Consider the following 21,709-nt stretch of genomic DNA (forward strand, 5'->3'; position numbering starts at 1 on the left):
GTGATTTTACGCTGTCGTTGAGACAGCAATTCCTGAATGCCGACGGGGCGGACACAGAATGCATCCTCGGGGGCTTCGGAGTGCCGCCTTCCTCGGAACGACGGGCCATCTGCCGAGGAGCCATAAGGCGTGCGCGGTGTCAACCACCCCCTTCAGCGGCGCAATCCGACTCGCTGGCTCACCGAATTGGCTTCGGCTCGCCGAAACGCGCGGTTCCCGCGCGCCGGGCCAGTTCCTGCGAGCCGGAGCCTGTCAGGTCCCCATCGCCCACGGCTCCCGATCGCCGCGCAGCCGGGCCGCGAGCGCCATCGCCTGCTCGTCGGTCAGCGTGGCGACGTAGTCGACGACTCCACGACCCCGGCCGAGCCGCTGCAGCACGGACGGGTCCGAGGTCGGGCGGCCGCGCTCGTCGGCGGGCAGCCAGTCCGGGTGGTCCGCGCGCAAACGGAAGTAGCCGTCGGTCGCGAGCTCGATCAGGTCGAGCAACTTCTGCGGCGCGCGCGAACCGTCGCGCGGATCCGCCAGCCATGCGTCGAGGTGCGTCACCAGCGTCTCGAGCACCTGCGACTGGCCCCGCTGATAGGTCGCGAAGTCGGGCCGGTCGATCACGAAACGGGTGTGCACGAACTTCAGCACCGCCACGTCGTGCCAGGCGTCCGGGAGCAGCGAGAGGTGGCCCGAGCGGACGTTCGGCTCGGCGAGCACCAGCACCGAGCGCTGCAACCGGCCGATCCAGGACGAGACGAACGCCTCGATCGCGCGTTCGGTGCGCGTCGATCCATCGAAGGGGAGCGCGAGCAGTCCCTCCACCAGCTCGGTCGACACCCGCTCGACCGAGGCGCGGAAGTGCTCGTCGCTCGCGATCCACGGGTCGCGAGCCACGAGCCTGCGGCGCAACATCTCGAGCGAATGCCCGGGCGCCCGAGCCCACAGCTCCTCCGCGTCGAGGGCGGCGAGCGCGTTCTGCTCGCGGAGGAACGCACGGAACTCGACCGCGACCGCCGCCTGCTGGAGCACACCCGCGCGGTAGAAGTCGTCCAGGTCGTGCAGGGAGTAAGCGATGTCGTCGGCAACATCCATCACCGAGCACTCGAGGGTCTGCTGCCAGGGGGCGATCGCGGTGAAGCCGGAGCGGGCGTCGAGCAGGTCGTCGAGGTCGAGCGTGTAGGCCGAGAATTTCGGCGGCGCGGTCTCCCAGCGGCTGGCGGTCGAGCCGCGGGGCAGCTCGGTCGGGTCGGCGGAGTCGATGCCGGGCCGGTGCACCGTCCGCCCCCACGGGTACTTGAGCACGGCGGCGCGGGAGGCGGCCGTCAAGTTCAGGCCCACCTCCACCGTCTCGCAGACATCGAGCTCCGCCAGGATCCGGAACGACTGCGCATTGCCCTCGAAGCCCTCCGCGAGCCCGAGCCGGTCGCGGGCGAGGCGGTCGAGCGCCTGCTCGCCGAGGTGCCCGAAGGGAGGATGGCCGAGGTCGTGGGCGCTCGCGGCGGCCTGCACGACGACCGGGTCGCAGCCGCCGAGCCGCTCGACGAGTTCGCGCTGAGCAGGGTCGGTGGTGGTCAGCTGCATCGCGATGGCGCGCGCGACGGCGGTCACCTTGATGGAGTGGGTGAGCCGATTGTGCACGACCTGGCCGACGCCCGAGGGCGAAATGACCTGAGTCACCGCGGAAAGGCGGGCGAAGTAGGGCGAGAAGCGGATCCGCTCGAGGTCGACGCGGTACTCGGGGTACTCCTCGCCGGTCGAGAAGCGGTCGACCGGCTCGGGGATGCGGCGGTCGCGCCGGTGGTCGTGCGGGGCGGTGGCCTGCAGGGCCGTCGTCTCGGGGCGTGCCAGCTCGCTCATGGGCCCACCCTAATCAGGCGCGGGTGAGACACCGCCTCCGCCTCCGAGGCACCGGGGCGACGGCGGTGTCCCCGTGACACAGGGACGTCTCGGCGGGCGGCGCGCGTGAGGCGACGGGTGTGCGGGGAGCGACGGCGCGATGCACGACCGCCGCGACGACGGCTCCGAGCACGTAGGCGGCGATGTCGAGCCACGAGAACGTGGTGCCGACGACGAGGACGAGCGGCGCCCACAGCTCGACGAGCCGCGAGGCGACTCCGATCGCCTGCAACTGCTCCATCGCGATCGACCACGCCAACGCGAGGCCCGCGGCCGTCACCCCCGGGATCCTCGGCAGCACAACGGCGACCAGCAGCGCCACCAGCACGACGTACGCCACTCCCCCGGCGATGTCGACGAGCAGCCCGGTCAGCAGGAAGCGCAGGGCGAGACCGAGACCCAGCACGGCGAGAGCGGCGACGGCGAAGCGCAGGCGCGCCCGCATCACGCACGCTCCCCGAGAGCCCGCCGCAACCGGTCGAGCGCGAGGAGGAAAGCGCGATCATCGGCGACGCGCCAACCCAACGCAGCCGGCGAAGCGACGACCAACGGGATCAGGACCGTGCGCGGACGGCGACGCGCGGCAAGCGCCTCCGCCACAGCGCGGGCGGCGGCAGACCCCGCCGGCACACTCCCCGGAGCGAGCACGGCGAGAACGACGGCACGGACCCGGCGCGCGCCCGCGGGCGACGTCCCCACTCCGACCGAGACAACCCGCTCCCACTCGGCGATGCGGAGTCCGTCGGCGCGCTCGGCAGCAAGCTCCACGCCGTCACGACCGACCGCCAGCACAGAGGCGGCGTCGCCCGGGGCCGCCGCGGCCGGAGCAGCAATCCGGCGCAGTGCCCGCGTGAGCTCGCGGGTATGCAGCACAACGAAGCCCTCAGCGACGTCGGCGAACGCGACGAGGCGGCGTTGCCGCTCCGGAGCCGCCTGCCGCACCCGGGAGCGGAGGGTGGCCGGGAGCGCACCGACCCGCAGCATGGAGCCGAGCAGGGCGGTCGGCTCGAACCGGACGCGCGCGGGGAGAGGGACGGACGGCGGCGTGCGGCTCGAAGGAGCACCCCAGTGCGGCGTCGATGCGGGGTCCATGTCTCTCCTCCTCTGCTCGTGCGGCGGTTCCTCCCGCCCGGACGATTCTCGCCCCTGCGCTCTCCCGCCTTGCCGGGAAGTCTTGATCGGCCTAGTATGTAGGTACCCCCGGGGGGTATTCGAGCCGCCCGGTCGCACGATGCAGGAGGACTTCATGAGCACCAGGATCGACCTCGGCCTGACCGCGAGCGGCTCGACGGGCGGCTGCGCCTGCGGAGGCGGCGGGGCGTGCGCCTGCGGTGGCCACGGGAGCTACGGGCACACCACGACACCCGCCGCGTCCGTGCAGAGCGTCGGAGTCGCGGGCATGACCTGCGAGCACTGCGTCCGCAGCGTCACGGAGGAACTCGCCGCCTACCCCGAGGTCTCTACCGTCACCGTGTCGCTCACTCCCGACGGCGTCTCGACCGTCACGGTCGGCTCCTCCCGACCCCTGGGCCGCGAGGAGATCGCGGCCGCCATCGCCGATGCGGGCTACCGGCTCGCCCCCCTGAGCTGAGGTGGCCGAGACCACCGGCACCCCGCTCGAGCTCGCCATCGGAGGTATGACCTGCGCCTCCTGCGTCGCCCGCGTCGAGAAGCGCCTCGATGCGCTCCCCGGTGTCCACGCGAGCGTCAACCTGGCTCTCGAGCGCGCGACGCTGACCCTCCCGCCCGGCACGACTGCGGCCGACGCGATCGCCGCCGTCGAGGCCGCGGGCTACCACGCGACCGTCCCGTCCACCGGCGACTCCGCTCCCGAGGAGCAGGAGGAGCAGAGCGACGACGACCGCGAGCGGCGAGCCCTGCGCGCCCGGCTCCGCGTCTGCGCCTCGCTCGCCGTGCCCGTAGTCCTGCTCTCGATGATCCCGCCGCTCCAGTTCACGAACTGGCAGTGGCTGTGCCTCGCGCTCGCCTCGCCGATCGCCGTCTGGGGCGCGCTCCCCTTCCACCGCAACGCCTGGCGGGCGTTGCGCCACGGATCGACCACGATGGACACGCTGATCAGCCTCGGCGTGAGCGCGGCGTTCGCCTGGTCGGTCTGGGCACTGTTCCTCGGCGACGCCGGCCGGCCCGGGATGAGCATGCCGTTCGAGCTGCTCGGTAGCGGCTCCGGCCACGACGAGATCTACCTCGAAGTGGCCGCTGCGGTCCCCGTGCTGGTGCTGGCCGGTCGGTACCTGGAGGCGCGCTCGAAGCGCGATGCCGGCGCCGCACTGCGGGCACTCCTCCGCCTCGGCGCGAAGGACGCCGTGCGCGTCACCGCCGAGGGGCAGGAGGAGCGGGTGCCGGCGTCCGCGCTCGCCGTCGGCGACCTCCTGCGCGTGCGCCCCGGCGAGACCGTGGCCGCCGACGGCACCGTTCTGGAGGGCGCCAGCGCCGTCGACGCGAGCATGCTCACCGGCGAGAGCGTCCCCGTCGACGTCGGGACCGGCTCCTCCGTAACCGGCGGAGTGCTGAACGCGCACGGACTGCTCACCGTCCGGGTCGACCGGGTCGGCTCCGAGACAACGCTCGCCCGGATGGGTCGCCTGGTCTCTCACGCCCAGGCCGGCAAGGCGCGCGTGCAGCGGCTCGCCGACCGTGTCTCCTCCGTCTTCGTCCCGGTCGTCGTGGTGCTCGCCCTGGCGACCCTCGTCGGCTGGCTGATCGCTGGCGCCGGCCTCGCCGCGGCCGTCTCGCCCGCCGTGGCCGTGCTGATCGTCGCCTGCCCGTGCGCGCTGGGCCTGGCCACGCCGACCGCCGTCCTCGTGGGGACCGGCCGCGGCTCGCAGCTGGGGATCCTCCTGCGCGGGCCGGAGGTGCTCGAGGCCGGCCGCCGGATCGACACGGTGGTGCTCGACAAGACCGGCACGCTCACCACCGGCACCTTCGGCGTCGTCGAGTCCAGCGACGACGAGAGCCTGCGGATGCTCGCCGCCGTCGAGCGCGGGTCGGAGCATCCGCTCGCCGCCGCGATCGTTGCCCGGGCCGCCCACCTCGACATCCCCGAGGCGACCGGATTTCGCGCGAGCGCCGGCTTCGGCGTGCGCGCCCGGGTCGAGGGTCGCCTGGTGGTCGCCGGTCGGCTGCGCTGGCTGGAGGAGCAGTGGGGCTTCGCTCCGGGAGACCTCGCCGAACGCGCCGAGCGGGCCAGCATCGAGGGCGGCACCGTGGTCGGCGTCGGCTGGGAGGGAGAGCTGCGCGGTTTCGCGGTCCTTCGCGACGAGCCGCGGCCCGAGGCCGTTCGCGCTGTCCGCGCCCTGCGCGAGCGCGGGCTGAGGGTGCTGATGCTGACCGGCGACAACCCGCGCGCCGCGCGGTCGGTTGCCGCGGCCGTCGGCATCGGCGAGGTGATCGCCGAGGTGCTGCCGGAGGAGAAGCTCGCCGCGATCGAGCGCTTGCGTGCGGAGGGCCGCCGGGTCGCGTTCGTCGGCGACGGCGTCAACGACGCAGCCGCACTCGCCGCCGCCGCAGTGGGGATCGCGATGGGTGCCGGATCGGACGCCGCGATCGAGGCGAGCGACATCACCCTCGTCGGCGACGACCTGAGCCGGGTGCCCGACGCGCTGCGCCTGAGCAGCCGCACCCTCGGGGTGATCCGCGGCAACCTCTTCTGGGCCTTCGCCTACAACGTCGCCGCGATCCCGCTGGCGATGGCCGGGCTCCTGGGGCCGCTGGTGGCCGGGGCCGCGATGGCCTTCTCGAGCGTGTTCGTCGTGCTGAACAGCCTGCGGCTGCGATCGTTCCGCTGAGCCCCGCCGGAGAGCCCCGGGTTCCTCCCGACGCCCTTGACGGCCCGCCCTCGGATCGCGAAGGTGAGCGCATGAGCCTCTTCCTCACCTGCCCGGTCGACGACGTCGGGCGCGCTACCGCCTTCTACACCGCTCTCGGCTGGACCCTGAACGCCGAGATGTCCCGCGAGGACGCCGCCTGCTTCGCGATCGCGCCCGACCAGTACGTCATGCTCACCAGCCGCGCGATGTACGAGAGCGTCGGCGCCACCGAGGAGCTGATCGGCACGCCCGGCACGCCCTCAAAGGTGACCGTCTCGTTCGACCTTGGCAGCCGGGCAGCCGTCGATGAGCTCCTCGAGCGCGCCGCCGCCGCGGGCGGCCGGATCGGCGACACCGACGACTATCCCTTCCTTTATCAGCGCCAGTTCGACGACCTCGACGGCTACCACTACTCCCCGTTCTGGATGAAGCCGGGCGCCGACGCGGCGGAGTGACGGGGCGGAGGCGGAGCGCTCGCGCCCGGCGCGCGCCGCTCCTCCGGTCGCCCCGACGGCGTGCGGCAGGATGAGCGCGTGATCGCCGACCTGACCCTTCCCGACGTCGCAGGCCTCGGGCACAGGAGCGTCGTGCTCCGCCGCGCGAGCCTCGACGACCTCCCCGCGATCATCCGGCTCCTCGCCGACGACCCGATCAGCGCGGGCCGCGGCGACATGGCCGACGACGGGGACGAGGCCGCCTACCACGCGGCCTTCTGGAGCGTCGTCGACGACCCGGGCAACGACCTCGTGGCGGCGGTCGACGCGAGCGGAGCCGTGGTCGGCACGCTGCAGGTGACGGTCATCCCCGGGATGGCGCGCCGAGGCAGCGCCCGCCTGCTGGTGGAGGCGGTCCGCGTCGCGAGCGCCGAGCGCTCGGCCGGGATCGGCACGGCCCTGATGCGCTGGGTGATCGACGTCGCCGCGCTCGAGCTCCGCACGCCCCTCGTCCAGCTGACCTCGGACGCCGCCCGCACCGACGCGCACCGCTTCTACCTCCGCCTGGGCTTCGTCGACTCGCATGTGGGCTTCAAGTACCGCGTCGATCTGCCGGAGCAGTGACGGGCACCTTCGCCGGGCGGACCCGCCCTCCGGCGCCGTCGGAACCGCGCCGCGGTTGCCCTCGCGGTCGCGGGCGGCCTTGTCGCGGGCGGCTTCTGACTAGCCGACGCGGTCCTCGTCGGCCCGTCGCACGAAGTGAGCCTCACGAACGACACGGGAGCGGAGCTCGACTGGTCGTGCTCGCGGTCGGATCTGTACGTCGCGCCGGGTGAGACCGCGCGGGTCCGCATCCCCGAGCACATCAGTGAGCAATTCGGCTGCATGCCGCAGCCCGCGTCGCTCCGCCGAGACCTCTGCCCGAGCGTGCCCGCGATGACCGCGGGCGCGAGCTTAACAGCGACCGTGTTCGCCGAGCGCTACCGCTGCCGCGGGTAGACGCTCCCGGCCGTTCCGGGTCACGCGACGACAAGAGAGGTTTTTTGGCTTCTGAACGGTCGCCCAGCTGTGGTGTGACCCAGGGATCCCGGCCTGCGTCCTCGGTTTGAATCTAGCTCAGTGCGGGGTGTAGCCGGTTGAGTGTTTCGGTCGGAGTGGCGTACTCCGGGCTTTAGTGGAGTCGTTCGGTGTTGAGGTGGGTGATGTAGTCGGCAACTTCGGCTGCAGCGTGTCGTCGAGTGTTGAAGTTGATCCAATCGAGGCGTTCGCTCTTGAGTTTCGAGAAGAATGATTCTGCTGCCGCGTTGTCCCAGCACTGCATTCGGGCGCCCATCGAGCGACGTATCCCGTTCGTGACGCAGTATCGCGTGAACCGTTTGGAACGGTATTAGGTGCCGTGGTCGGAGTGGAAAATCGCTCCAGCGCGCACGACGCCCGTCGCGGAAGCAGCTCGCAAAGCCCGGATAGCGAGATCCGAGCCCTGTCTGGCGCCTGTCGCGAACCCAGTACCGATCTGGTCGCTAAATCGGTGACAGTTGCGACATAAAGCCGTCCTTGGCGGGTACGCACATAAGTGATGTCCCCGACGAGAACCGTCCCTGGCGTCGCCGACCCGAAGCTCCGCAGAAGGAGGTCGGTGGGATCCGCCACCCGAGCAGCCCGCAGCCTCGCCCGAAGGCTGGCTGCGCGGCCGGCGACTGCAACCCCAGACCTGACAGGATCCCCGCGACGGTCTTCCGATTCACTGCAACATCCTGGCGGTGCAGAGCCGCAGTCCCTTTCCGATACCCCGCCGCTCCACGCGATGCCGGAGAGCTTCCCCGACCCGCGCAGTCAACTGTTCGCGACGCTCCGCCGTGCGCGTCGGACTCGCTATGACCCAGTCGTAGAAACCAGACGTCGACACCCGAAGTTTCTGACACAGATACGTCACCGGGAACTCAGCCCGCAACCGGTCGATCACAGCGAAGAGTTCTCGCCGCGATCGAGTTCCCGGAAGAGAGCCCCCGCCTTTTTCACGAGCTCCAAATCCCGACGCAACCGAGAGTTCTCCTTCTCGAGATCACGAATCCGGTTACGTTGCTCGCGAGTCAGCTCACCATCAGGATCGATCTCTCGCAGACGGGCAGCATTCACCCACTGCCACAACGTCCAATGATCGATCCCGAGCTCTCTGGCCATCGCGCTCACAGACCGCCCCGACGCATCGAACAGGCGCACGACCTCCGCCCGATGCTCCGGGGTCACGCCCCGATTACTGGGTTGCAGCATTCGTCATCCAATCAGTTCAGGAGGACCGTCCGGAATCCCTGGGTCACATCACTGCCGCCGCAACCCGCCCGGTGCATAGCTGCCGCACAGTAAACTCCCGCGGGTCCCCTTCGACGCCGATCCCGCCGAATCCGCGATCCGCACGATCAAGCTCCGGCAGGAAATCTCCGGCATTCTCAGAACACTGGGCAAAAGCGAGCAAATCACCCGATTTTGCTCGTACGTCGCTACCATCTGAAGGCCCTGCATCGATCACAATGACGCACTCACCTGGCTCGCCAACGGACACGCCAGGCTATCTGCAGGACAGCTTGCATCCTATCTTTGTCACCAGTCAGCTCACATCCCGCCTCTCAGTGGCGAGATAGCCCGCGATGAGCATCCCGACGACCCACACGATCGCAATCATCAGGCCATTGTGAGGGGCGAGCCAAGTGCCAGAGGCCTCGTCGACCAAAGCTAATTGACCTCCGAAAGGAGTCAACCTAGCAACATCTTTGGTTAAGGACGCAAGCGGAATGGCGATGGCCAAGGTGACGGGGACAACAAAGAGAGCGACAAAGTGATTACCAATTACAGCGCCCAGCCCAAACCCCCATGCCGCCGAAAGAAGGCCTAAGAGCCCCGCAGTCCATACCAGCGCCAAGTCCAAATTCCACATTGACGCCACCAGCGAGTACGCGACTTGACCCACGGCGCACCCGATCGCTCCGATCGCCATGCCGCCAACGATGGCGAACATCGCTCTGCTAAAGTAGAGCGTGATCCTCTTTGAGTACATAAGTTGCCGAGCCAAGACTCCACTGTTGAGCTCGGAGGTCAGCCGGAAAGAACCATAGATGGAAGACAGCAAAACACCATTTGTAACGACCGTCGTTCTAAGGCCCGCAAACAGCGCCTCGATAACTCCTCTCGGAGCCTCGGAAAGCTTCTCGGGCAGAACAAAGATGACACTCATCCCCAGTAGCGCGGCAAACACCGCAGAACCTAGACCCGCACGATCAACGTTCACTCGTGCGAATTCGCTTCGTAGCGCCCGCATGATCACTACTGCCTCCGCGTGGCCAGGATCAGCCCGAGTACGGTGGCACCCGCGGCCCAAAGAAGTGACACCGCGAACGCCGCGACTACGGGGAGGACGTCGAGTCCAGCCACGTTCGTAACGCCCGCAGCCGCACCAGAAGGCAGAAACTTTTCCACGTCCGGAGCGTTCAACAGCAGCGGCAGTTCTGCGGCCAACGGAATCGCGAGGACGAGCGCGCATGCGACGTAGTAGTTACGAACGGCCCACCCGACGCCGTGGCCGATTATCGCGCCGAGTGCACTGGCCACCAGTGAGCCCACAAAGATCCGGGTGATCGCGAACGAATAGATAAAGTCAACCCCCTGCTCGCTCATCAACCAGACGGAGACCGCTACCCATGCAACTCCCAACACGGCTGCCAGGGCGACGGACGTCAACACGGACGCGATCACTTTCGCCCAGAACAATCTGCGCGGCGAAAAAAGAACTCGCGATCGATCGAGAGAACCATAGTAATACTCGCGGGTCACGCTGTAGCTGCCTACGAACATCGACACCACGAACGACGACGCAGTGATGCTGAAAACTCGGGCGGAAGCGTCAGGCGCTGGCAGCGCCTTCAGCACATCCGAGCCGACAAGAGAGTTCAGCAGCAGCGCAGGAATCATGACCGCGAACGCGAGCACCGCCAGAAACGCAAGCCCGCTAATTGACCTCAGAGTCTCGGAACGAATTGCATTCAGCATCGGGATCACGCCCCCGCCGTCGAAGAACCCACGAGATCGAAATATCTGTCCTCCAGAGAAGCATCCTTTTTCCCCAGGAGATCAGCAAGCGGTCCGGCGTACAGCAGACGTCGATTCATCACGATCACCTCGTCAACGATCTGTTCCAGTTCACCGAGTTGGTGGCTGGAAACGAGGACCGTTCCTCCATGCCGCGCATAATCTCGAATGAACTTGCGAAGCCAACGAATTCCCTCAGGATCCAGGCCATTGGCCGGCTCATCGAGAATCAGGACCTTCGGTTCTGCGAGAAGTGCTATAGCTAGGCCGAGACGTTGGGCCATGCCGGTCGAGTACTGTTTCACGCGCTTACGCGCGTGACCCGTGAGGCCCACCTCTTCAAGCACGGCGCCGACGCGCGCGCGCGGCACTCCTGCCGCAAGGCGGCAGATCTCAAGATGGCGCCTTGCGCTGATCCCTGTTTCGAAGCCAAAGCCGTCCATATGCACGCCGACGATCGACGCGGGCTCGGGCAAATCAGCGAACCGCTTTCCGAAGATACGAACAGCCCCGGAAGTCGGACGAGAAAGACCAACGAGAGCGCGCATCGCGGTACTCTTGCCCGCACCGTTCGGGCCGAGAAGACCGACCACGCTTCCTTGGGCCACCTGGAACGACAGATTATCTACCACTGTCGAGGAGCCGTAGCTCTTCGTAAAGTTCTCGAACTCGATTGCGACATTCATGTACAATTTCCCTTCTTTAGATCGAGCCCCAATAGGAGCACTAATTGTCAGTCTTCGTCTAGCGCGACTTTGTGAAATCGAATTGATCGAAGATCTCTCTCGTAGGGTCTCCTAAAATCTGCGCAAATAGCAATTGCATTAATGACTCGGTCCTTTCGGTCGACACAATTGCCGCCCCGCCTGCCCATAGTGAAGCATTGCCTGATACCAACAGGGGCATTCGATATCCACTGACCATCACGCCGCCAAGCGAAACAGGCGCGAGACTTTCGATAGGAATATCGGCTTTACTGGGGTTGTTCTCCGATATAGTTGCCGTTCCGACTTCAAGCTGGAAGATGATTCCCTGCGACCTCAGGGAAACGCGGCTACCCGCAGTAAATGATTTAAATGCCGAATCGTTCTGAGCAACCAATGCAGTTCCATGTTCATCCGACACCCACCCCGCCCGATATGTAATCGGAACCTGAATTGCAGCAAGGACGCCCGTTAGCGCTGCGGCGATGAGGAGCGCTCCGCCAACGGCGCGCACTGTGCTGTACCCCTTCCGGAGCAGAACCCGCGTGCCACTGCGTGCTAGCAGAACTGCTACGACGGCTTCGAGGCTCAGGAGGACTAAGGCCCCCGTCGCCCCGGTCTCCACGAGGATCGACTGTAGGCGGCTGAAGGAAACAAATACCAGGTATGCAGGGAAGACAATCGAGCCGAGGCCGAATGCTGCCAGTACCCACGACGGCGACGGGCTTCCTCCTCTTTTCGCGAAGAGCACTCGCCCTAGCTCTGCGATAGATGCAGTTCGCAGATTCGGACGATCCAACAGCGCCATCAGCACGAGATACCCGTCGAAACGAACGAACGGCACGAGGTTCAACCCGAAGATCCCGAACGCCGCGAAAGAGAACATATATAACGCCTCTTGAGCGCCACCGGTGGGAAAGGCGAGCGCAATCAGTGCCGCGGCACTGGCCGCTGTTAGATGCAAGGCGGGACCGGCGAATGCCACGGCAGCTCTCTGCCATCGCCGCGGGAGACGCCAACCGTCGGTCACATCGACGAAGAAGGCTGGAGCCAGGTAGAAGAGCATGAAGCCAGCGCGACGCGGCACACCGCCAAATCTCTGCAAAGTCAAACCGTGTGCGAGTTCGTGGAAGAACGTCGCGACCGTGAGCGCAACCAAGACAGCAATCAGCGTGACTGGCTTCAAGGGAGCTGAGCCGACCGAGACGTATTTCTGCCATGAGACGATCGCGCTTCCAAGCCCTGCTGCCACGATAGACGCGACGACGAAGAGAGCGACTCGGGAGTACATCGGCGTCGTTACACGCGCCAAGGTAGCGAAGAAAGCCGCAGCACTTCTCGTTGCGACCTGAATCGTCATCGGTGGCCGATAGGACACTACACGGCTCCGCGCTCCGACAGCGTCTGCGCTTCCAACGATAAGCCCCGTTCGTCTCAGATTCTCGATCAACGTCTCAAGCTCGGCTAGCGTAAATGCACCCCCGCTCGACGCGGTCAGCTCGTCCAAGGTTGCGATCCCGTCGAGTCGCATGAGGATCCCTACGGTGCCTTTTGTCACTCGGGCCACGGGCACGTCGTGTGACGCCACAAGCCAGGTGCCGGGTGACCCATTTCCTTGATCGACGATCGTGACCTCCGGGCGGAGCCGCGGGCGACGGAGGTCGATGCCGGACTCAGTATGACCGTCCGACCGATGGCGGCCGTGCGTGCGTACACCTCTTGGCCAGCTAGACAAGTGGATGCGGGACATGGAACACCTCCCCTGAGGCGAGAGGGCTCGTGAACCCGGTTCGATGCTCCGCGGACATGATGCGCGACTGGAGCCAGCTGAATGGCAGGCTCTCATCGAGCCTCAGGGGCTGCAGGCCAGGGCACAGCACCTTCACCGCCTTCCACCCCGCATCGCGCACTTCGACGGGTAGACGTGCCGACAGGTCTACGACAAGTGGCTCGAATCCACACCGAATCGTCGACTCCAGCGCGCTCACGCATGATCGACGCGCAGGCGGATCACTGGACCCCGATGGTTGAAACGATTGCGCCCATCCATCGAGGTATGCGAACGCAGCAGGTTCGGCCCAGTATCTTGCCCGGTCCATCTCGGTTCGTGGCAGCCGATCCGTCGCAGGTCGACTTCCTCCGGTGCCGAGCCGCATGGCTCGACCAAGGCGAAGAGCCTGAAGCGACTCCTGAATCGCTCCCACCACCGCACCGACAAGGGAAGTAGAAGCCTTTGAACCGACCGAGCCCAACTCTGCCGAGCGATCAAGACAAATTGCAATTACCGCTTCTACTCCATCAACGTCGCAGCCAAGGTCGCCTACAACCACCTCGAGCCCGATGCGTTCCACAAGGCTGCTGAGACCGGCGAGGCTGACGTCGCCGAGGGTACTCGGTTCAATCCGCTCAATCCGAAGTTGCCTCGCCCACGCGACCATGAGCGCGTCCCGCTCCAGGAGTTCGAGAACCCCCGCCGCCACCGCGTGGTCACACGTCTCGCCGGCAGCCGCGCCTGAGGGCGACGGCTCGTAAGCACCCTGCGCGCCGAGAGCGAGCCGGGTCGTCGACTGGTCGTAGTCGATTAACTCGACCGGGACGGCGACAGAGGCCCCGGTCGAGCGATTCTCGCCTATGAGCGTCTCACCTCGCAGGACACCGTTCGCCAATCCGTACTTCATCCAGTCCAGACAGGGGCCAGCGTTCCGGTCCCGACGCGCTGAGACAGCCGGGCGCAGCGCCCATCGCTCCACCGCCTCACCCGTCGCGCGAAGGAGTGCGCGACGACGCGAGACATCCGTGGCCCCCACCAGCGGGAGACTTTCAGGATCTGCCGCAGTGCCATTCTCGATGGCGGGCTTGAGACTGACCACCGCCTGCCACAGCGGAAAATCGTCGCGCGGTGCAAAGAAGGTGTAGCGCTCCGCAAGACCAGCGCTGGGCGCAAGCGTCCTCATCGCCGAGAGCATGAGCACTCCAACAGGACGAGTCCGTTGCCATCGGCGCCGCTCGCCTTCACGACTATCGAAGACTCGACGTCGAAGCCCTCGTCCTGAAGCTCGGACGCGAGTTCTCGACGCGAGAGCCGGTTGACGACACTCGTGAAGACGACAGCTCGAGCGGCAGCGTTGCTGGTCGACGGTACGAGGAAGTTGACAAGCCTGCGCCCCGCACGACGGTCGATCTCCTGCGAAAAGTAGTACGGCACAGGCATCCCCGCCGCGTCATGGAAGATCCCTTGGAACGCACTGGGCATCTAGTCGCCGTCGCCGTCGGTGTCGGTAGTGGACAGTAAGAAACGTCCACCCGTCTCTAAGTGGGCTCGAACACGACCAAAAAGTCGTGCACGATCTGAGCGGTCAAGGAGCGTGACCGAAGTCGCACCAAGGACGACGATCCCGAACGAGTTGGGGAGCGTGAAATCAATCATGTCCTGCTCGGCAAAGGTGAGTCCACTCGAGAGGCGAGTTCCCACTCGTGAACTCAGAATACCTAGCATCGCCGGCGACGAGTCGAGGGCCGTCACGGCGCGTGGCAGCGCGAGAAGAGGAAGGGTCAGCCGTCCGGATCCCGCCGCCAAATCAAGAATTTCGCCAGGGTATCGACGCACCAGGGTTATGACTTCACGTACCTCGGACCGATCACCACGAGTCGCGGAGTCGTAGAACTGCGAACCAGCCGGTCCGTAGAGGCCCTCGACATCAACAGCTACCGCCCAGCTCGTCAATAGGTCCTGAGACGCAGCCGTCAACACAGTTGGTACTTCCTTCCACCGCATTGCGGTATTTTCAGGGTGCGGACGGTCGTTTCACACGCCCGCCCGCACCGTTAGTGGAATTGTTCGAACGGTTATGTCGCCGCGATAACGACCAGACCGCCGAGGGCCGTGATCGCGTACCCGGCCGTCTCCCACCACTCGAGCGGGGTATCCATGGCGTCGAGTGGGTAAAATCCGAGGGCCTCAATGTTGTTCATTATTCACCTCCTTCTCAATTTAGGGAAATTTCTACCAGGCCGAATCAGGTTGCGCTGAGCGCGATGAGGCCGAGGCCGACTCCGATGCTGAAGCCGTGGAACCAGTCGAACCCATCGTCTGGTGCATCCATAGACTCTAGGTTCTCGAATCCGAGAATCTCTGTCTGAATGGTCATCTTTTTACCTCCCTCCCGGTATTGATATTAGCGGCCTCTGGGGCCCTAGGTCGCGATAACCGCGACGATCCCGATAACGCCAATTCCACCGAGCACGCCTTTCCACAAGCTATCCTCGGACGGGGCGTCCATCACCTCCAACTCGTCGAACGAGATCATTGAAGCCTCCGGATTAGCAACTGAGTCCATAATTCACCTCCTCTCGACGAATCGAATCTCAGCACCAGCGGATACCGGCACAAGCATCAATTACTCACGCATTCAGAGAACGCGTGGATATCGCGCCCTCATACACCGCGCGAATAGACCGCGCGTCCCATTCAGAAAGCGCCATGTTCGGACCTCCCCAGCCTCGCAAACACCCATCCACCGCTCGGTCCGCTACGTCTCCGGTGACTGCGGGCAACGTGATCGACAGATACCGTGCGAAGTCTGAGACCCATTCGCTGGCCTGGGCTGAACCGAGCGGAAGAGCACGCCTAACCGCCGCCAAGAACTCGACCATCGCGAAGTCGTCTCCGAGCCGTCTGTTTCCCTCCTCCAGGAGTCGCCACACTGTCGGAGCCAAGGCCGCGGTGGCGCTCACCTTCGAAAACGCCCCTGCATAGGCGAGCTCGTTTGCAAGATACCAATGCTGAATGGCGTGTGGATCACTCGAGTACCCAGTGAAGGACGTCTTCGACTCCGCGCCGATAAGTGCGATTTCGAGTCGCGCCGCGGGCGCTTCGTCGCGCACAAGCTCTACACAAGCCTGCGCAAGTCGGACACCCAGGTCGGCGGCTCGACGGCGGACCATTGGTGACGCGCCGGACGACGTTCCGACGGCCGCAATCCGCATGAAAACTTCAAATGCGCCGTCGCGCACTTTTCGGCTCGGCAGCGAGTCAAAGTTTGCGGAGTCGATGACAGCAAAATCCGGGCGGAGGTCGTCTCCCGAGACGAGGTGGTGTCCGCCTCCGGTCGTGACACACGCGATTGGGCTCACCTCAGACGCTGTACCGACCGTCGTTGGAACCGCAACCACGAGGCTTCCCGACCGACGCAAACCCCGCCGAGTAGCGTGCTCGCCACGGCCTTCCAGCATGCGGCTGAACTGCGCGAACGGGCGTCCGCTCGCCACGAGGGCAGACGCTAGCTTCGCCGAGTCCATTACGGTACCGCCGCCCACTGCAACAATCGCTCCTGGCGACTGTTGACCAATCGCGTGGTGCGCGCGTTCGAGGGAATCCAGCGTTGGACCCTCGACGATGACCGTGTTGTTCTTACCGCCGGCTAGAAGCCTCGCGGCCCCGTGCTCGTTGAATGCGTCGGTGATAACCATCGTCGTCCGATCTCTAACCAGCGATGCGACGACACGGCCCGCAACATTGCGGCCGACGTACAGCGACGTAGGGCACCAAGACATGTCAAGCGTCGACATCATCCCACTGCTCAATTTGCATAATTCCTTCACGCAATGCGGACTCGAGTTCCTCAAGATGCTGCCGCTGGAAGATCAGAGGCGGAAGAAGCTGAATGCAGGAAGGACCCGGTTGCACGATCGCACCGGCGTCCCGAATCGAACCGACGACTGCCCCGATCTGGGTCGGGGTCAGGGGTTCGCCGAGCCGGGACTTCAGGTAGATTCCGCGCATGCATCCTCGGCCTGTTACGCGATCGACAGTGGGCAGTTCCGCGATCCGCTCGACGACGGTGCCGAGTTCGACGGCAAGACGAGACGTCTTCTCGGCGATCTCCAGCCGCTCCATTTCCGCGAGCGTTGCGACGATCGCGGCGCAGCTTTGCGGTGTGCCCGCTTGAGTCTCCCCGTGGACAAACGTTGCGCCCTGGTTCCCGAATTCGGCGCTGACCGCGGGCGCTACCAATATCGCCGACGCAGCGCAAGTCCCGTTCGTCAGCGCCTTCGAAAGAATGAGAATATCCGGCGAAACGGGCCAAGCTTGTGAAGCGAAAGCCCGTCCAGTCCGGTAGAAACCTGTCGCCACTTCGTCAGCGATCATTAAGAAGCCGTAGCGCTCCCTTAGACGGATCACCTCTGCGAGAAACGCATCGGGGAGTTCGACGGCGCCCGAGCCAAGTACAGGCTCCAAGACGATTGCGGCGATTCGGTGACCTTCGCGAGCCATCAATGCCGCAAGCTTCTCACCGCCGTCATCGTAGGGCACATGCCGGATCGAGCGACGATCAAGCCCGTAGGTCGCCTGGTGTAGATCGTCGCCGCTGAGCGCGTGGCTTCCGTATGTCGTGCCGTGGTAGCTTCCCTCGAGACCAATGATGATCCTGCGTTGAGGATCCGAACGAAGTATCCAGAAATGACGAGCCAGCTTCATTACAGCGTCGTTCGCCGAGCCACCCGATGTCGAGAAAATGACGCGGTCAAAATCACCGCACACGAAGTCTAAGAGTGCTCGAGCCGCATCGGTCGCGTACGCATGCGTGGACCTAAAGAGCGTGAGATAGGAGGCGCTATGCAGTGATCCGGTGATGGCATCTGCGACAGCAGTGTTACCGTACCCGAGTGCGACATTCCAGAGGCCGCTGGTTGCGCACAGCAGGTTCCGCCCATCCTTCATCTCGACATAAACGCCTTGTGCGCCGACAGCAATCTGGGAGTCCGCAATGCTGGTCGAGTGTGATGCTGGGACGAGTGAGGACCACACGACGCTTGTTTCCGGCGACGCTTGCTTAGTCATCGCGCCCGACCGACCGACGACTTAGATACCACCCAGTTTCTTTGAAGAGAGGCAGGGGATTCAAACCCGAATTGGCTTGCAACCTCGTCTAGCATCCGTCGCGCGCGTTCCTGTCCGATGGCCAGGTATCCGGCGAGACGCTCCTCTGAGCGGCTGCGTTCGGATGAGGTCATTAGTGCCTCGACCGCCGCGGCCGTCTGGAGCGGAGTCCTGAATCGTCGACCTGTCGCGAGGTCTTCGAGGACGACCTCTTGCTCGACCAGAGAGAGGTACGGTGCGTGATGAGAAGGAGCTGCGTCGTCCAGCCCATCGTCGAGAATAGAGTGACCGAAGCCGATAATGCAGGCATCGGCATCACGATTCGTTCGCTTCAGCAGTTCGAATGCGCGAATATAGCGACCAAGCCACGGCCTCGCGCCGCAATCCCGCTCGATGGTCACACTTGGTACCGCTCCCTCGAACTCCGCGACGGCGCCAGGCCGAGCCGATCGAAATTCCTGCAATTCAAGGGCGTCCAGAGCCTTACCTTGGGGACCCGCGAAAACCTTCCCGTCCTTCGAGAAATATGGTCGGAACGATTGCCCATCCAAGCTTGACTCAGCCAATAAGGAAAATGTCCCTCCGAGGAGCAGCCCACTTTCCAAAAACTGGCGCGGGAAAGGCGCGCCGGAGCGGACTTCATCGGCATCTGCAATGAATGCGTCCCACTCGCGAAGGTCTTGAATCTGTGCGCATGTCGGTCCGACGATATCTACAAAACCCGAGGCTAGATAGTCCTGGAGCTCAACGGTATGGCCGCAGACCGTTATCTCATCGCCCGCTGCGCGAAACCTGCCGTCGTACTCGACGACCGTGCCCCCAAAATCGTCAACGTTGACACCGGTCGGCACAAATAGAATATCACTATCGATGAGGTTTGCGGAGGCGAGCCCCGCGGCCTCGTCATCCTCGGCGAATCCGATCGCCTGCCCAGGTAAGAAGCACACGTCCCGTGATCCATGCCTCGACATACCGGCCCGCTATGCGTTCGTCGGTGACGCGCGAGCCCGAACCGGTCTTGAAAGTCATATTCAGTCCTTTGAGTAACGAGAAGGAGCGACAGATTTTTCTGCGAGTGGTGCGCGCATTCGAAAAATGTCTTGAACAAGGTTGACTCTCGTTCGAGCGTTATTCATAAGGGGTTACCAGCCGAGTCGGTAGAGTTCGAGTTTGGTGATGGCGCGGATGAGGTTGGGGAGTTCGTGGAGTCGGCCGCGGTAGCCGGTGGCGAGTATTTTCCAGTTCTTCCAGTGGGCGATGCATCTTTCGACCGCTGATCGGATGATGGAGAGTGTCCGATTGCTGGTTTTCGTGTTGTCGTCGAGTTCACCGCCAGTGGGCTTCTTTGTCGGTGTTGTTGCGGTGGTGCCTTGATATCCGGGATCCGCGATCCATTCGACGGCGTCGAGGACAGGCTCCCAGCCGCAGAGCGTGATCGCAGCTCGATCGTGGCGCGCGCCGGCCACGGGCTCCGAGACGCACAGCAGCGAGCCTTTCAGGTCGGACGCGATCTGCACGTTCACGCCCTGCCGGTGCCGTTTCCCGGAGTAGTTCTCCCCCGCGCTGGCACGGTTCCCGGTGGGCACGTCGGTACCGTCGACCAGAAGGACCCGGCCGATCGCGGCTTCCTCTAGTGGCACGCCGGACAGGCAGCACGCTTGTTCGATCAGCGGCACGATCCGCCGGTAGATCCGCGACACGGTCGGCTGGGAGACGCCGAACAGGTCACCGACCGTCATCTGGTTCAGGTTCTGCCGCACCAACATCACCGTCACAACCACCTGCTCCCGAAGATTCAGGATCGCCACTCGCCCCGCCGACGCCGGACGGGACTGCACGATCTGCCAGATCCGGGAAACGAGTTCCGTGATCTGCTCCGAATCAAGCCCTGTAGTAGAGTCGTAACGCATCGGCCTCTTGTCCCGAGAATAGTGAAGTGTGATAACTTCTATTCTCTCGCACGAGGGGCCGATGCCTTTCGAGCGACACGCGCAAATCAGACCTTATGAATAACGCTCTTCGAGCCAACACGCCAGGATCTGCTAGACGGCTAAACGGACCCGCGAATAACCCAAGGGGCTTAGGTGCTCATCAACCGAGGCAATGGCGGTCGCGACGAATACCGCCGCACTCGGCAAAATCGATGAGGCAAAAACCGTTACCTCGCGCGGAGCAAGCGAAGACCTGTGAGGAGCAGAACGAGAGCCAAGACTCCGATGACGGCGGTGGTGGCGAAATCGAACCACGTCACCGCTCTCCCGCCTTGCACGATCAGGAGACCGACTGCTGCGACCGCGAGGCCGACGAGCGTGATCCCGTGTCCTTTCCGGGAGCCGCTGGCGTCCGAATCGCCTCTTGCATCCAAGCCCTCCCCGTTGTTACCGCGCGTCATCTCCCGGCCCATGCGCCCTCCCCAGTACCGCGTCAAAAGCTCTCATAGAACCATGAGGACATCTCGACGTCTTGTCCCACCTTGGCATACAGACGCCTGCCGCACAACTTGGCTGTGTAGGTCCTCGCACGACGTTTCATACGTCCGCATGCACTTACGGTTGTCGCAGCCCTCCGTCCTGGGAAGGTTGCGCAACCCTCAGCCCTCGAGGCGGACGAACCGGTCGCCAACTTCATGGGCTTGCGTCTTGGATTGGTACGAGGATGATCAGTCCCACAATTGGCGGTTGCGCAGCCGCAGCCCGCAGGCAAACTGATCCCGTGCCGTCCGGAGCGAAGCCCACCTGGACGTCTGTCTGGACGTCTGTCGACTGCGATCGGTGACATCGTCCGCGCGCGGGTCGCTCGCCGGAACACGAGCTTGACCGAGCTCGCTCCAGGCGCGGTGCTTCTCGAGGATCCACGCGAGCAGACCGACCGGGGAGTCCGAGAGCGCCGGAGCGAGGGTCAGCGGACGCGTCTGCTGCTGGTGCTCGTAGGCGCCCTCGTCCTGGAACCAGGTCCGCTGCTCCTCGAGGTGCACGCGCTCCTCCTCCGAGAGCGACGCCTCGTCCCACTGCCTCGGAGAGGAGACGGCGAGCAGGTGGATCCCCGCGACCGCCTCCGGGTGGCTCTCGGCGAGGCGCGAGGTGATGCCCGCGCCGAGGTCGCCTCCGTGCGCGGCGTAGCGGGAGAAGCCGAGCTCCTCAGCCATCAGGCGGTGCCAGAGCTCGTGGGTCTGCTCGCCGGGCCGGGACCGCTGCGGCGAGAACGGGAAGCCGGGGAGCGCGGGGACGATCACGGTCGCCGCGTCGGCCGGGTCGCCGCCGAAGCGGGACGGGGCACAGAGCCGCTCCGCGAGTGCCACCAGCTCGAGCACGGAGCTCGGCCAGCCGTTGGTCAGCACGATCGGCAGCCGGCCGGAGACTTCGGCGTCGAAGCGGAGGAACGCAAGCGGCGTCCCGTCGAGGTCGGCCTGCGCCCAGGGCAGCTCCCGCATCCGCCGCTCCCCGGCCGGCCAGTCGAACTCCTCCGACCACCGCCGCGCGAGCCGCCGCAGCAGCACCTCGTCGGTGCCCGCCTCCCAGCCCTCGACCGGCCACTCGGGCGACCACCGTGTCCGCCGCACGCGCTCGCGCAGCTCGGCCCACTCGTCGGCGGTGACGGCGGGAACGGGGTGCGGTGCGCGATCCATGGCCCGACGGTAGCGCGGGACCCCGGGGCGGCCGCGAGCCGTCAGGGCGAGGCGGTCCGGTCGGGCGCGGCCCTCCGTCGGCGTCGGCTCAGCGCCCACACGATCGCGCCCGCGAGGACCACCGCGCAGGTCAGCCCGGCGACGTGCAGGACGAGCGACAGTGCCCCCGTTCTCGGGCAGCGGGAAGCCGTACGGCACCCAGCCGTCCGTCGCTCCATGAACGAGCACCACGACGACCCAGACGATCGGGTAGGGCAGGACCACCCACAGCCACT

The 21,709-nt window shown here is 65.3% G+C and carries 26 protein-coding genes; 5 read left to right on the forward strand and 21 right to left on the reverse strand.

Translation table 11 applies throughout. From position 1 onward, the window contains the following. Positions 1-252: 252 nt before the first annotated feature. From C1O28_RS11000 to C1O28_RS11010, 3 genes are read right to left on the reverse strand one after another with little or no spacing between them, the layout of a single operon-like run. Positions 253-1,845, reverse strand: coding sequence for a deoxyguanosinetriphosphate triphosphohydrolase family protein (locus C1O28_RS11000; RefSeq protein ID WP_097165214.1), 1,593 nt, complete (start codon positions 1,843-1,845; stop codon positions 253-255). A gap of 13 nt (positions 1,846-1,858) precedes the next feature. After that, on the reverse strand, positions 1,859-2,329 hold the full coding sequence (locus C1O28_RS11005; RefSeq protein WP_097165213.1) for a DUF2809 domain-containing protein: 471 nt from the start codon (positions 2,327-2,329) through the stop codon (positions 1,859-1,861). Then, positions 2,329-2,976, reverse strand: coding sequence for a hypothetical protein (locus C1O28_RS11010; protein WP_097165212.1), 648 nt, complete (start codon positions 2,974-2,976; stop codon positions 2,329-2,331). Before C1O28_RS11010 ends, C1O28_RS11005 begins: the two co-directional genes overlap by 1 nt. Before the next feature lie 154 nt (positions 2,977-3,130). Between C1O28_RS11010 and C1O28_RS15415 the strand changes: the two genes are divergently transcribed. The 5 genes from C1O28_RS15415 to C1O28_RS11035 all read left to right on the forward strand — a co-directional run bounded on the left by C1O28_RS15415 (position 3,131) and on the right by C1O28_RS11035 (position 7,144). Beyond that, positions 3,131-3,475, forward strand: coding sequence for a heavy-metal-associated domain-containing protein (locus C1O28_RS15415; protein ID WP_202129697.1), 345 nt, complete (start codon positions 3,131-3,133; stop codon positions 3,473-3,475). 1 nt (position 3,476) lies between these two features. After that, positions 3,477-5,690, forward strand: a complete 2,214-nt coding sequence (locus tag C1O28_RS11020; protein ID WP_258058680.1) for a heavy metal translocating P-type ATPase — start codon at positions 3,477-3,479, stop codon at positions 5,688-5,690. Positions 5,691-5,761: 71 nt separating this feature from the next. After that, entirely contained in the window at positions 5,762-6,166 is a 405-nt protein-coding gene (locus tag C1O28_RS11025; RefSeq protein ID WP_097165211.1) for a VOC family protein, read from the forward strand. A 78-nt stretch (positions 6,167-6,244) separates the two neighbouring features. Further along, the gene (locus C1O28_RS11030; RefSeq protein ID WP_097165210.1) at positions 6,245-6,769 is read left to right on the forward strand and encodes a GNAT family N-acetyltransferase; all 525 of its coding nucleotides are present in this window, start codon (positions 6,245-6,247) and stop codon (positions 6,767-6,769) included. Positions 6,770-6,904: 135 nt separating this feature from the next. Continuing rightward, entirely contained in the window at positions 6,905-7,144 is a 240-nt protein-coding gene (locus tag C1O28_RS11035; RefSeq protein ID WP_097165209.1) for a hypothetical protein, read from the forward strand. 172 nt (positions 7,145-7,316) lie between these two features. Here C1O28_RS11035 and C1O28_RS16130 read toward each other — a convergent pair whose 3' ends face one another. From C1O28_RS16130 to C1O28_RS11110, 18 genes are all read right to left on the reverse strand, one after another. Continuing rightward, the gene (locus tag C1O28_RS16130; protein WP_419866670.1) at positions 7,317-7,490 is read right to left on the reverse strand and encodes an integrase core domain-containing protein; all 174 of its coding nucleotides are present in this window, start codon (positions 7,488-7,490) and stop codon (positions 7,317-7,319) included. 175 nt (positions 7,491-7,665) lie between these two features. Further along, positions 7,666-8,067 carry a helix-turn-helix domain-containing protein gene (locus C1O28_RS16135; RefSeq protein ID WP_122999640.1) on the reverse strand — a complete coding sequence of 134 codons (402 nt, stop codon included), beginning with the start codon at positions 8,065-8,067 and terminating at the stop codon, positions 7,666-7,668. Between the two features lie 37 nt (positions 8,068-8,104). Continuing rightward, entirely contained in the window at positions 8,105-8,416 is a 312-nt protein-coding gene (locus tag C1O28_RS11050; RefSeq protein WP_097165206.1) for a transposase, read from the reverse strand. Between the two features lie 334 nt (positions 8,417-8,750). Beyond that, positions 8,751-9,428, reverse strand: a complete 678-nt coding sequence (locus tag C1O28_RS11055) for a hypothetical protein (RefSeq protein WP_127821502.1) — start codon at positions 9,426-9,428, stop codon at positions 8,751-8,753. Between the two features lie 35 nt (positions 9,429-9,463). Then, positions 9,464-10,195, reverse strand: coding sequence for a hypothetical protein (locus C1O28_RS11060; protein WP_097165204.1), 732 nt, complete (start codon positions 10,193-10,195; stop codon positions 9,464-9,466). After that, positions 10,192-10,911 carry an ABC transporter ATP-binding protein gene (locus C1O28_RS11065; RefSeq protein ID WP_097165203.1) on the reverse strand — a complete coding sequence of 240 codons (720 nt, stop codon included), beginning with the start codon at positions 10,909-10,911 and terminating at the stop codon, positions 10,192-10,194. Before C1O28_RS11065 ends, C1O28_RS11060 begins: the two co-directional genes overlap by 4 nt. A gap of 58 nt (positions 10,912-10,969) precedes the next feature. Continuing rightward, the gene (gene mpaP / locus C1O28_RS11070) at positions 10,970-12,775 is read right to left on the reverse strand and encodes a daptide biosynthesis intramembrane metalloprotease (protein WP_338052142.1); all 1,806 of its coding nucleotides are present in this window, start codon (positions 12,773-12,775) and stop codon (positions 10,970-10,972) included. Beyond that, positions 12,657-13,895: a YcaO-like family protein gene (locus C1O28_RS11075; RefSeq protein ID WP_097165202.1), complete on the reverse strand. Its 1,239-nt coding sequence runs from the start codon at positions 13,893-13,895 to the stop codon at positions 12,657-12,659. The genes mpaP and C1O28_RS11075 overlap by 119 nt, the downstream gene beginning before the upstream one ends. Further along, the gene (locus C1O28_RS11080) at positions 13,880-14,182 is read right to left on the reverse strand and encodes a hypothetical protein (RefSeq protein ID WP_097165201.1); all 303 of its coding nucleotides are present in this window, start codon (positions 14,180-14,182) and stop codon (positions 13,880-13,882) included. The genes C1O28_RS11075 and C1O28_RS11080 overlap by 16 nt, the downstream gene beginning before the upstream one ends. Continuing rightward, positions 14,183-14,704 (reverse strand): daptide-type RiPP biosynthesis methyltransferase, encoded by a 522-nt coding sequence (gene mpaM / locus C1O28_RS11085; RefSeq protein WP_097165200.1) that lies wholly within the window; start codon positions 14,702-14,704, stop codon positions 14,183-14,185. 71 nt (positions 14,705-14,775) lie between these two features. Further along, positions 14,776-14,901 (reverse strand): MpaA3 family daptide-type RiPP, encoded by a 126-nt coding sequence (gene mpaA3 / locus C1O28_RS15860; RefSeq protein WP_258058679.1) that lies wholly within the window; start codon positions 14,899-14,901, stop codon positions 14,776-14,778. A 44-nt stretch (positions 14,902-14,945) separates the two neighbouring features. Then, positions 14,946-15,077 (reverse strand): MpaA2 family daptide-type RiPP, encoded by a 132-nt coding sequence (mpaA2, locus tag C1O28_RS15865; RefSeq protein ID WP_258058678.1) that lies wholly within the window; start codon positions 15,075-15,077, stop codon positions 14,946-14,948. Between the two features lie 45 nt (positions 15,078-15,122). Continuing rightward, positions 15,123-15,236 (reverse strand): MpaA1 family daptide-type RiPP, encoded by a 114-nt coding sequence (gene mpaA1, locus C1O28_RS15955; protein ID WP_337189921.1) that lies wholly within the window; start codon positions 15,234-15,236, stop codon positions 15,123-15,125. Positions 15,237-15,330: 94 nt separating this feature from the next. Beyond that, positions 15,331-16,500 (reverse strand): iron-containing alcohol dehydrogenase, encoded by a 1,170-nt coding sequence (locus C1O28_RS11090; RefSeq protein ID WP_097165199.1) that lies wholly within the window; start codon positions 16,498-16,500, stop codon positions 15,331-15,333. After that, complete coding sequence (gene mpaD, locus C1O28_RS11095; RefSeq protein WP_097165198.1) at positions 16,484-17,770, reverse strand: daptide-type RiPP biosynthesis aminotransferase; 1,287 nt, start codon at positions 17,768-17,770, stop codon at positions 16,484-16,486. The genes C1O28_RS11090 and mpaD overlap by 17 nt, the downstream gene beginning before the upstream one ends. Beyond that, positions 17,767-18,756 (reverse strand): daptide biosynthesis RiPP recognition protein, encoded by a 990-nt coding sequence (gene mpaB / locus C1O28_RS11100; RefSeq protein WP_097165197.1) that lies wholly within the window; start codon positions 18,754-18,756, stop codon positions 17,767-17,769. The genes mpaD and mpaB overlap by 4 nt, the downstream gene beginning before the upstream one ends. A 195-nt stretch (positions 18,757-18,951) precedes the next feature. Further along, positions 18,952-19,719 carry a transposase family protein gene (locus tag C1O28_RS11105; protein ID WP_104249343.1) on the reverse strand — a complete coding sequence of 256 codons (768 nt, stop codon included), beginning with the start codon at positions 19,717-19,719 and terminating at the stop codon, positions 18,952-18,954. 749 nt (positions 19,720-20,468) lie between these two features. Further along, the gene (locus C1O28_RS11110) at positions 20,469-21,698 is read right to left on the reverse strand and encodes an epoxide hydrolase family protein (protein ID WP_243392091.1); all 1,230 of its coding nucleotides are present in this window, start codon (positions 21,696-21,698) and stop codon (positions 20,469-20,471) included. Positions 21,699-21,709 lie beyond the last annotated feature (11 nt).

This window comes from Rathayibacter rathayi (genome assembly GCF_004011095.1).
Lineage (GTDB): Bacteria > Actinomycetota > Actinomycetes > Actinomycetales > Microbacteriaceae > Rathayibacter > Rathayibacter rathayi.

Bases quoted from the DNA above. Each gene is read 5' to 3' on its own strand.
- C1O28_RS11065 (WP_097165203.1), bottom strand. From the start codon at position 10,911: ATGAATGTCGCAATCGAGTTCGAGAACTTTACGAAGAGCTACGGCTCC.
- C1O28_RS11000 (WP_097165214.1), bottom strand. From the start codon at position 1,845: ATGAGCGAGCTGGCACGCCCCGAGACGACGGCCCTGCAGGCCACCGCC.
- C1O28_RS11005 (WP_097165213.1), bottom strand. From the start codon at position 2,329: ATGCGGGCGCGCCTGCGCTTCGCCGTCGCCGCTCTCGCCGTGCTGGGT.
- mpaA1 (WP_337189921.1), bottom strand. From the start codon at position 15,236: ATGATCTCGTTCGACGAGTTGGAGGTGATGGACGCCCCGTCCGAGGAT.
- mpaA3 (WP_258058679.1), bottom strand. From the start codon at position 14,901: ATGAACAACATTGAGGCCCTCGGATTTTACCCACTCGACGCCATGGAT.
- C1O28_RS11050 (WP_097165206.1), bottom strand. From the start codon at position 8,416: ATGCTGCAACCCAGTAATCGGGGCGTGACCCCGGAGCATCGGGCGGAG.
- C1O28_RS11075 (WP_097165202.1), bottom strand. From the start codon at position 13,895: ATGCTCTCGGCGATGAGGACGCTTGCGCCCAGCGCTGGTCTTGCGGAG.
- mpaA2 (WP_258058678.1), bottom strand. From the start codon at position 15,077: ATGACCATTCAGACAGAGATTCTCGGATTCGAGAACCTAGAGTCTATG.
- mpaM (WP_097165200.1), bottom strand. From the start codon at position 14,704: ATGCGGTGGAAGGAAGTACCAACTGTGTTGACGGCTGCGTCTCAGGAC.
- C1O28_RS15415 (WP_202129697.1), top strand. From the start codon at position 3,131: ATGAGCACCAGGATCGACCTCGGCCTGACCGCGAGCGGCTCGACGGGC.
- mpaP (WP_338052142.1), bottom strand. From the start codon at position 12,775: ATGAGAGCCTGCCATTCAGCTGGCTCCAGTCGCGCATCATGTCCGCGG.
- C1O28_RS11025 (WP_097165211.1), top strand. From the start codon at position 5,762: ATGAGCCTCTTCCTCACCTGCCCGGTCGACGACGTCGGGCGCGCTACC.
- C1O28_RS11080 (WP_097165201.1), bottom strand. From the start codon at position 14,182: ATGCCCAGTGCGTTCCAAGGGATCTTCCATGACGCGGCGGGGATGCCT.
- C1O28_RS11090 (WP_097165199.1), bottom strand. From the start codon at position 16,500: ATGATGTCGACGCTTGACATGTCTTGGTGCCCTACGTCGCTGTACGTC.
- C1O28_RS11010 (WP_097165212.1), bottom strand. From the start codon at position 2,976: ATGGACCCCGCATCGACGCCGCACTGGGGTGCTCCTTCGAGCCGCACG.
- C1O28_RS11105 (WP_104249343.1), bottom strand. From the start codon at position 19,719: ATGCGTTACGACTCTACTACAGGGCTTGATTCGGAGCAGATCACGGAA.
- mpaD (WP_097165198.1), bottom strand. From the start codon at position 17,770: ATGACTAAGCAAGCGTCGCCGGAAACAAGCGTCGTGTGGTCCTCACTC.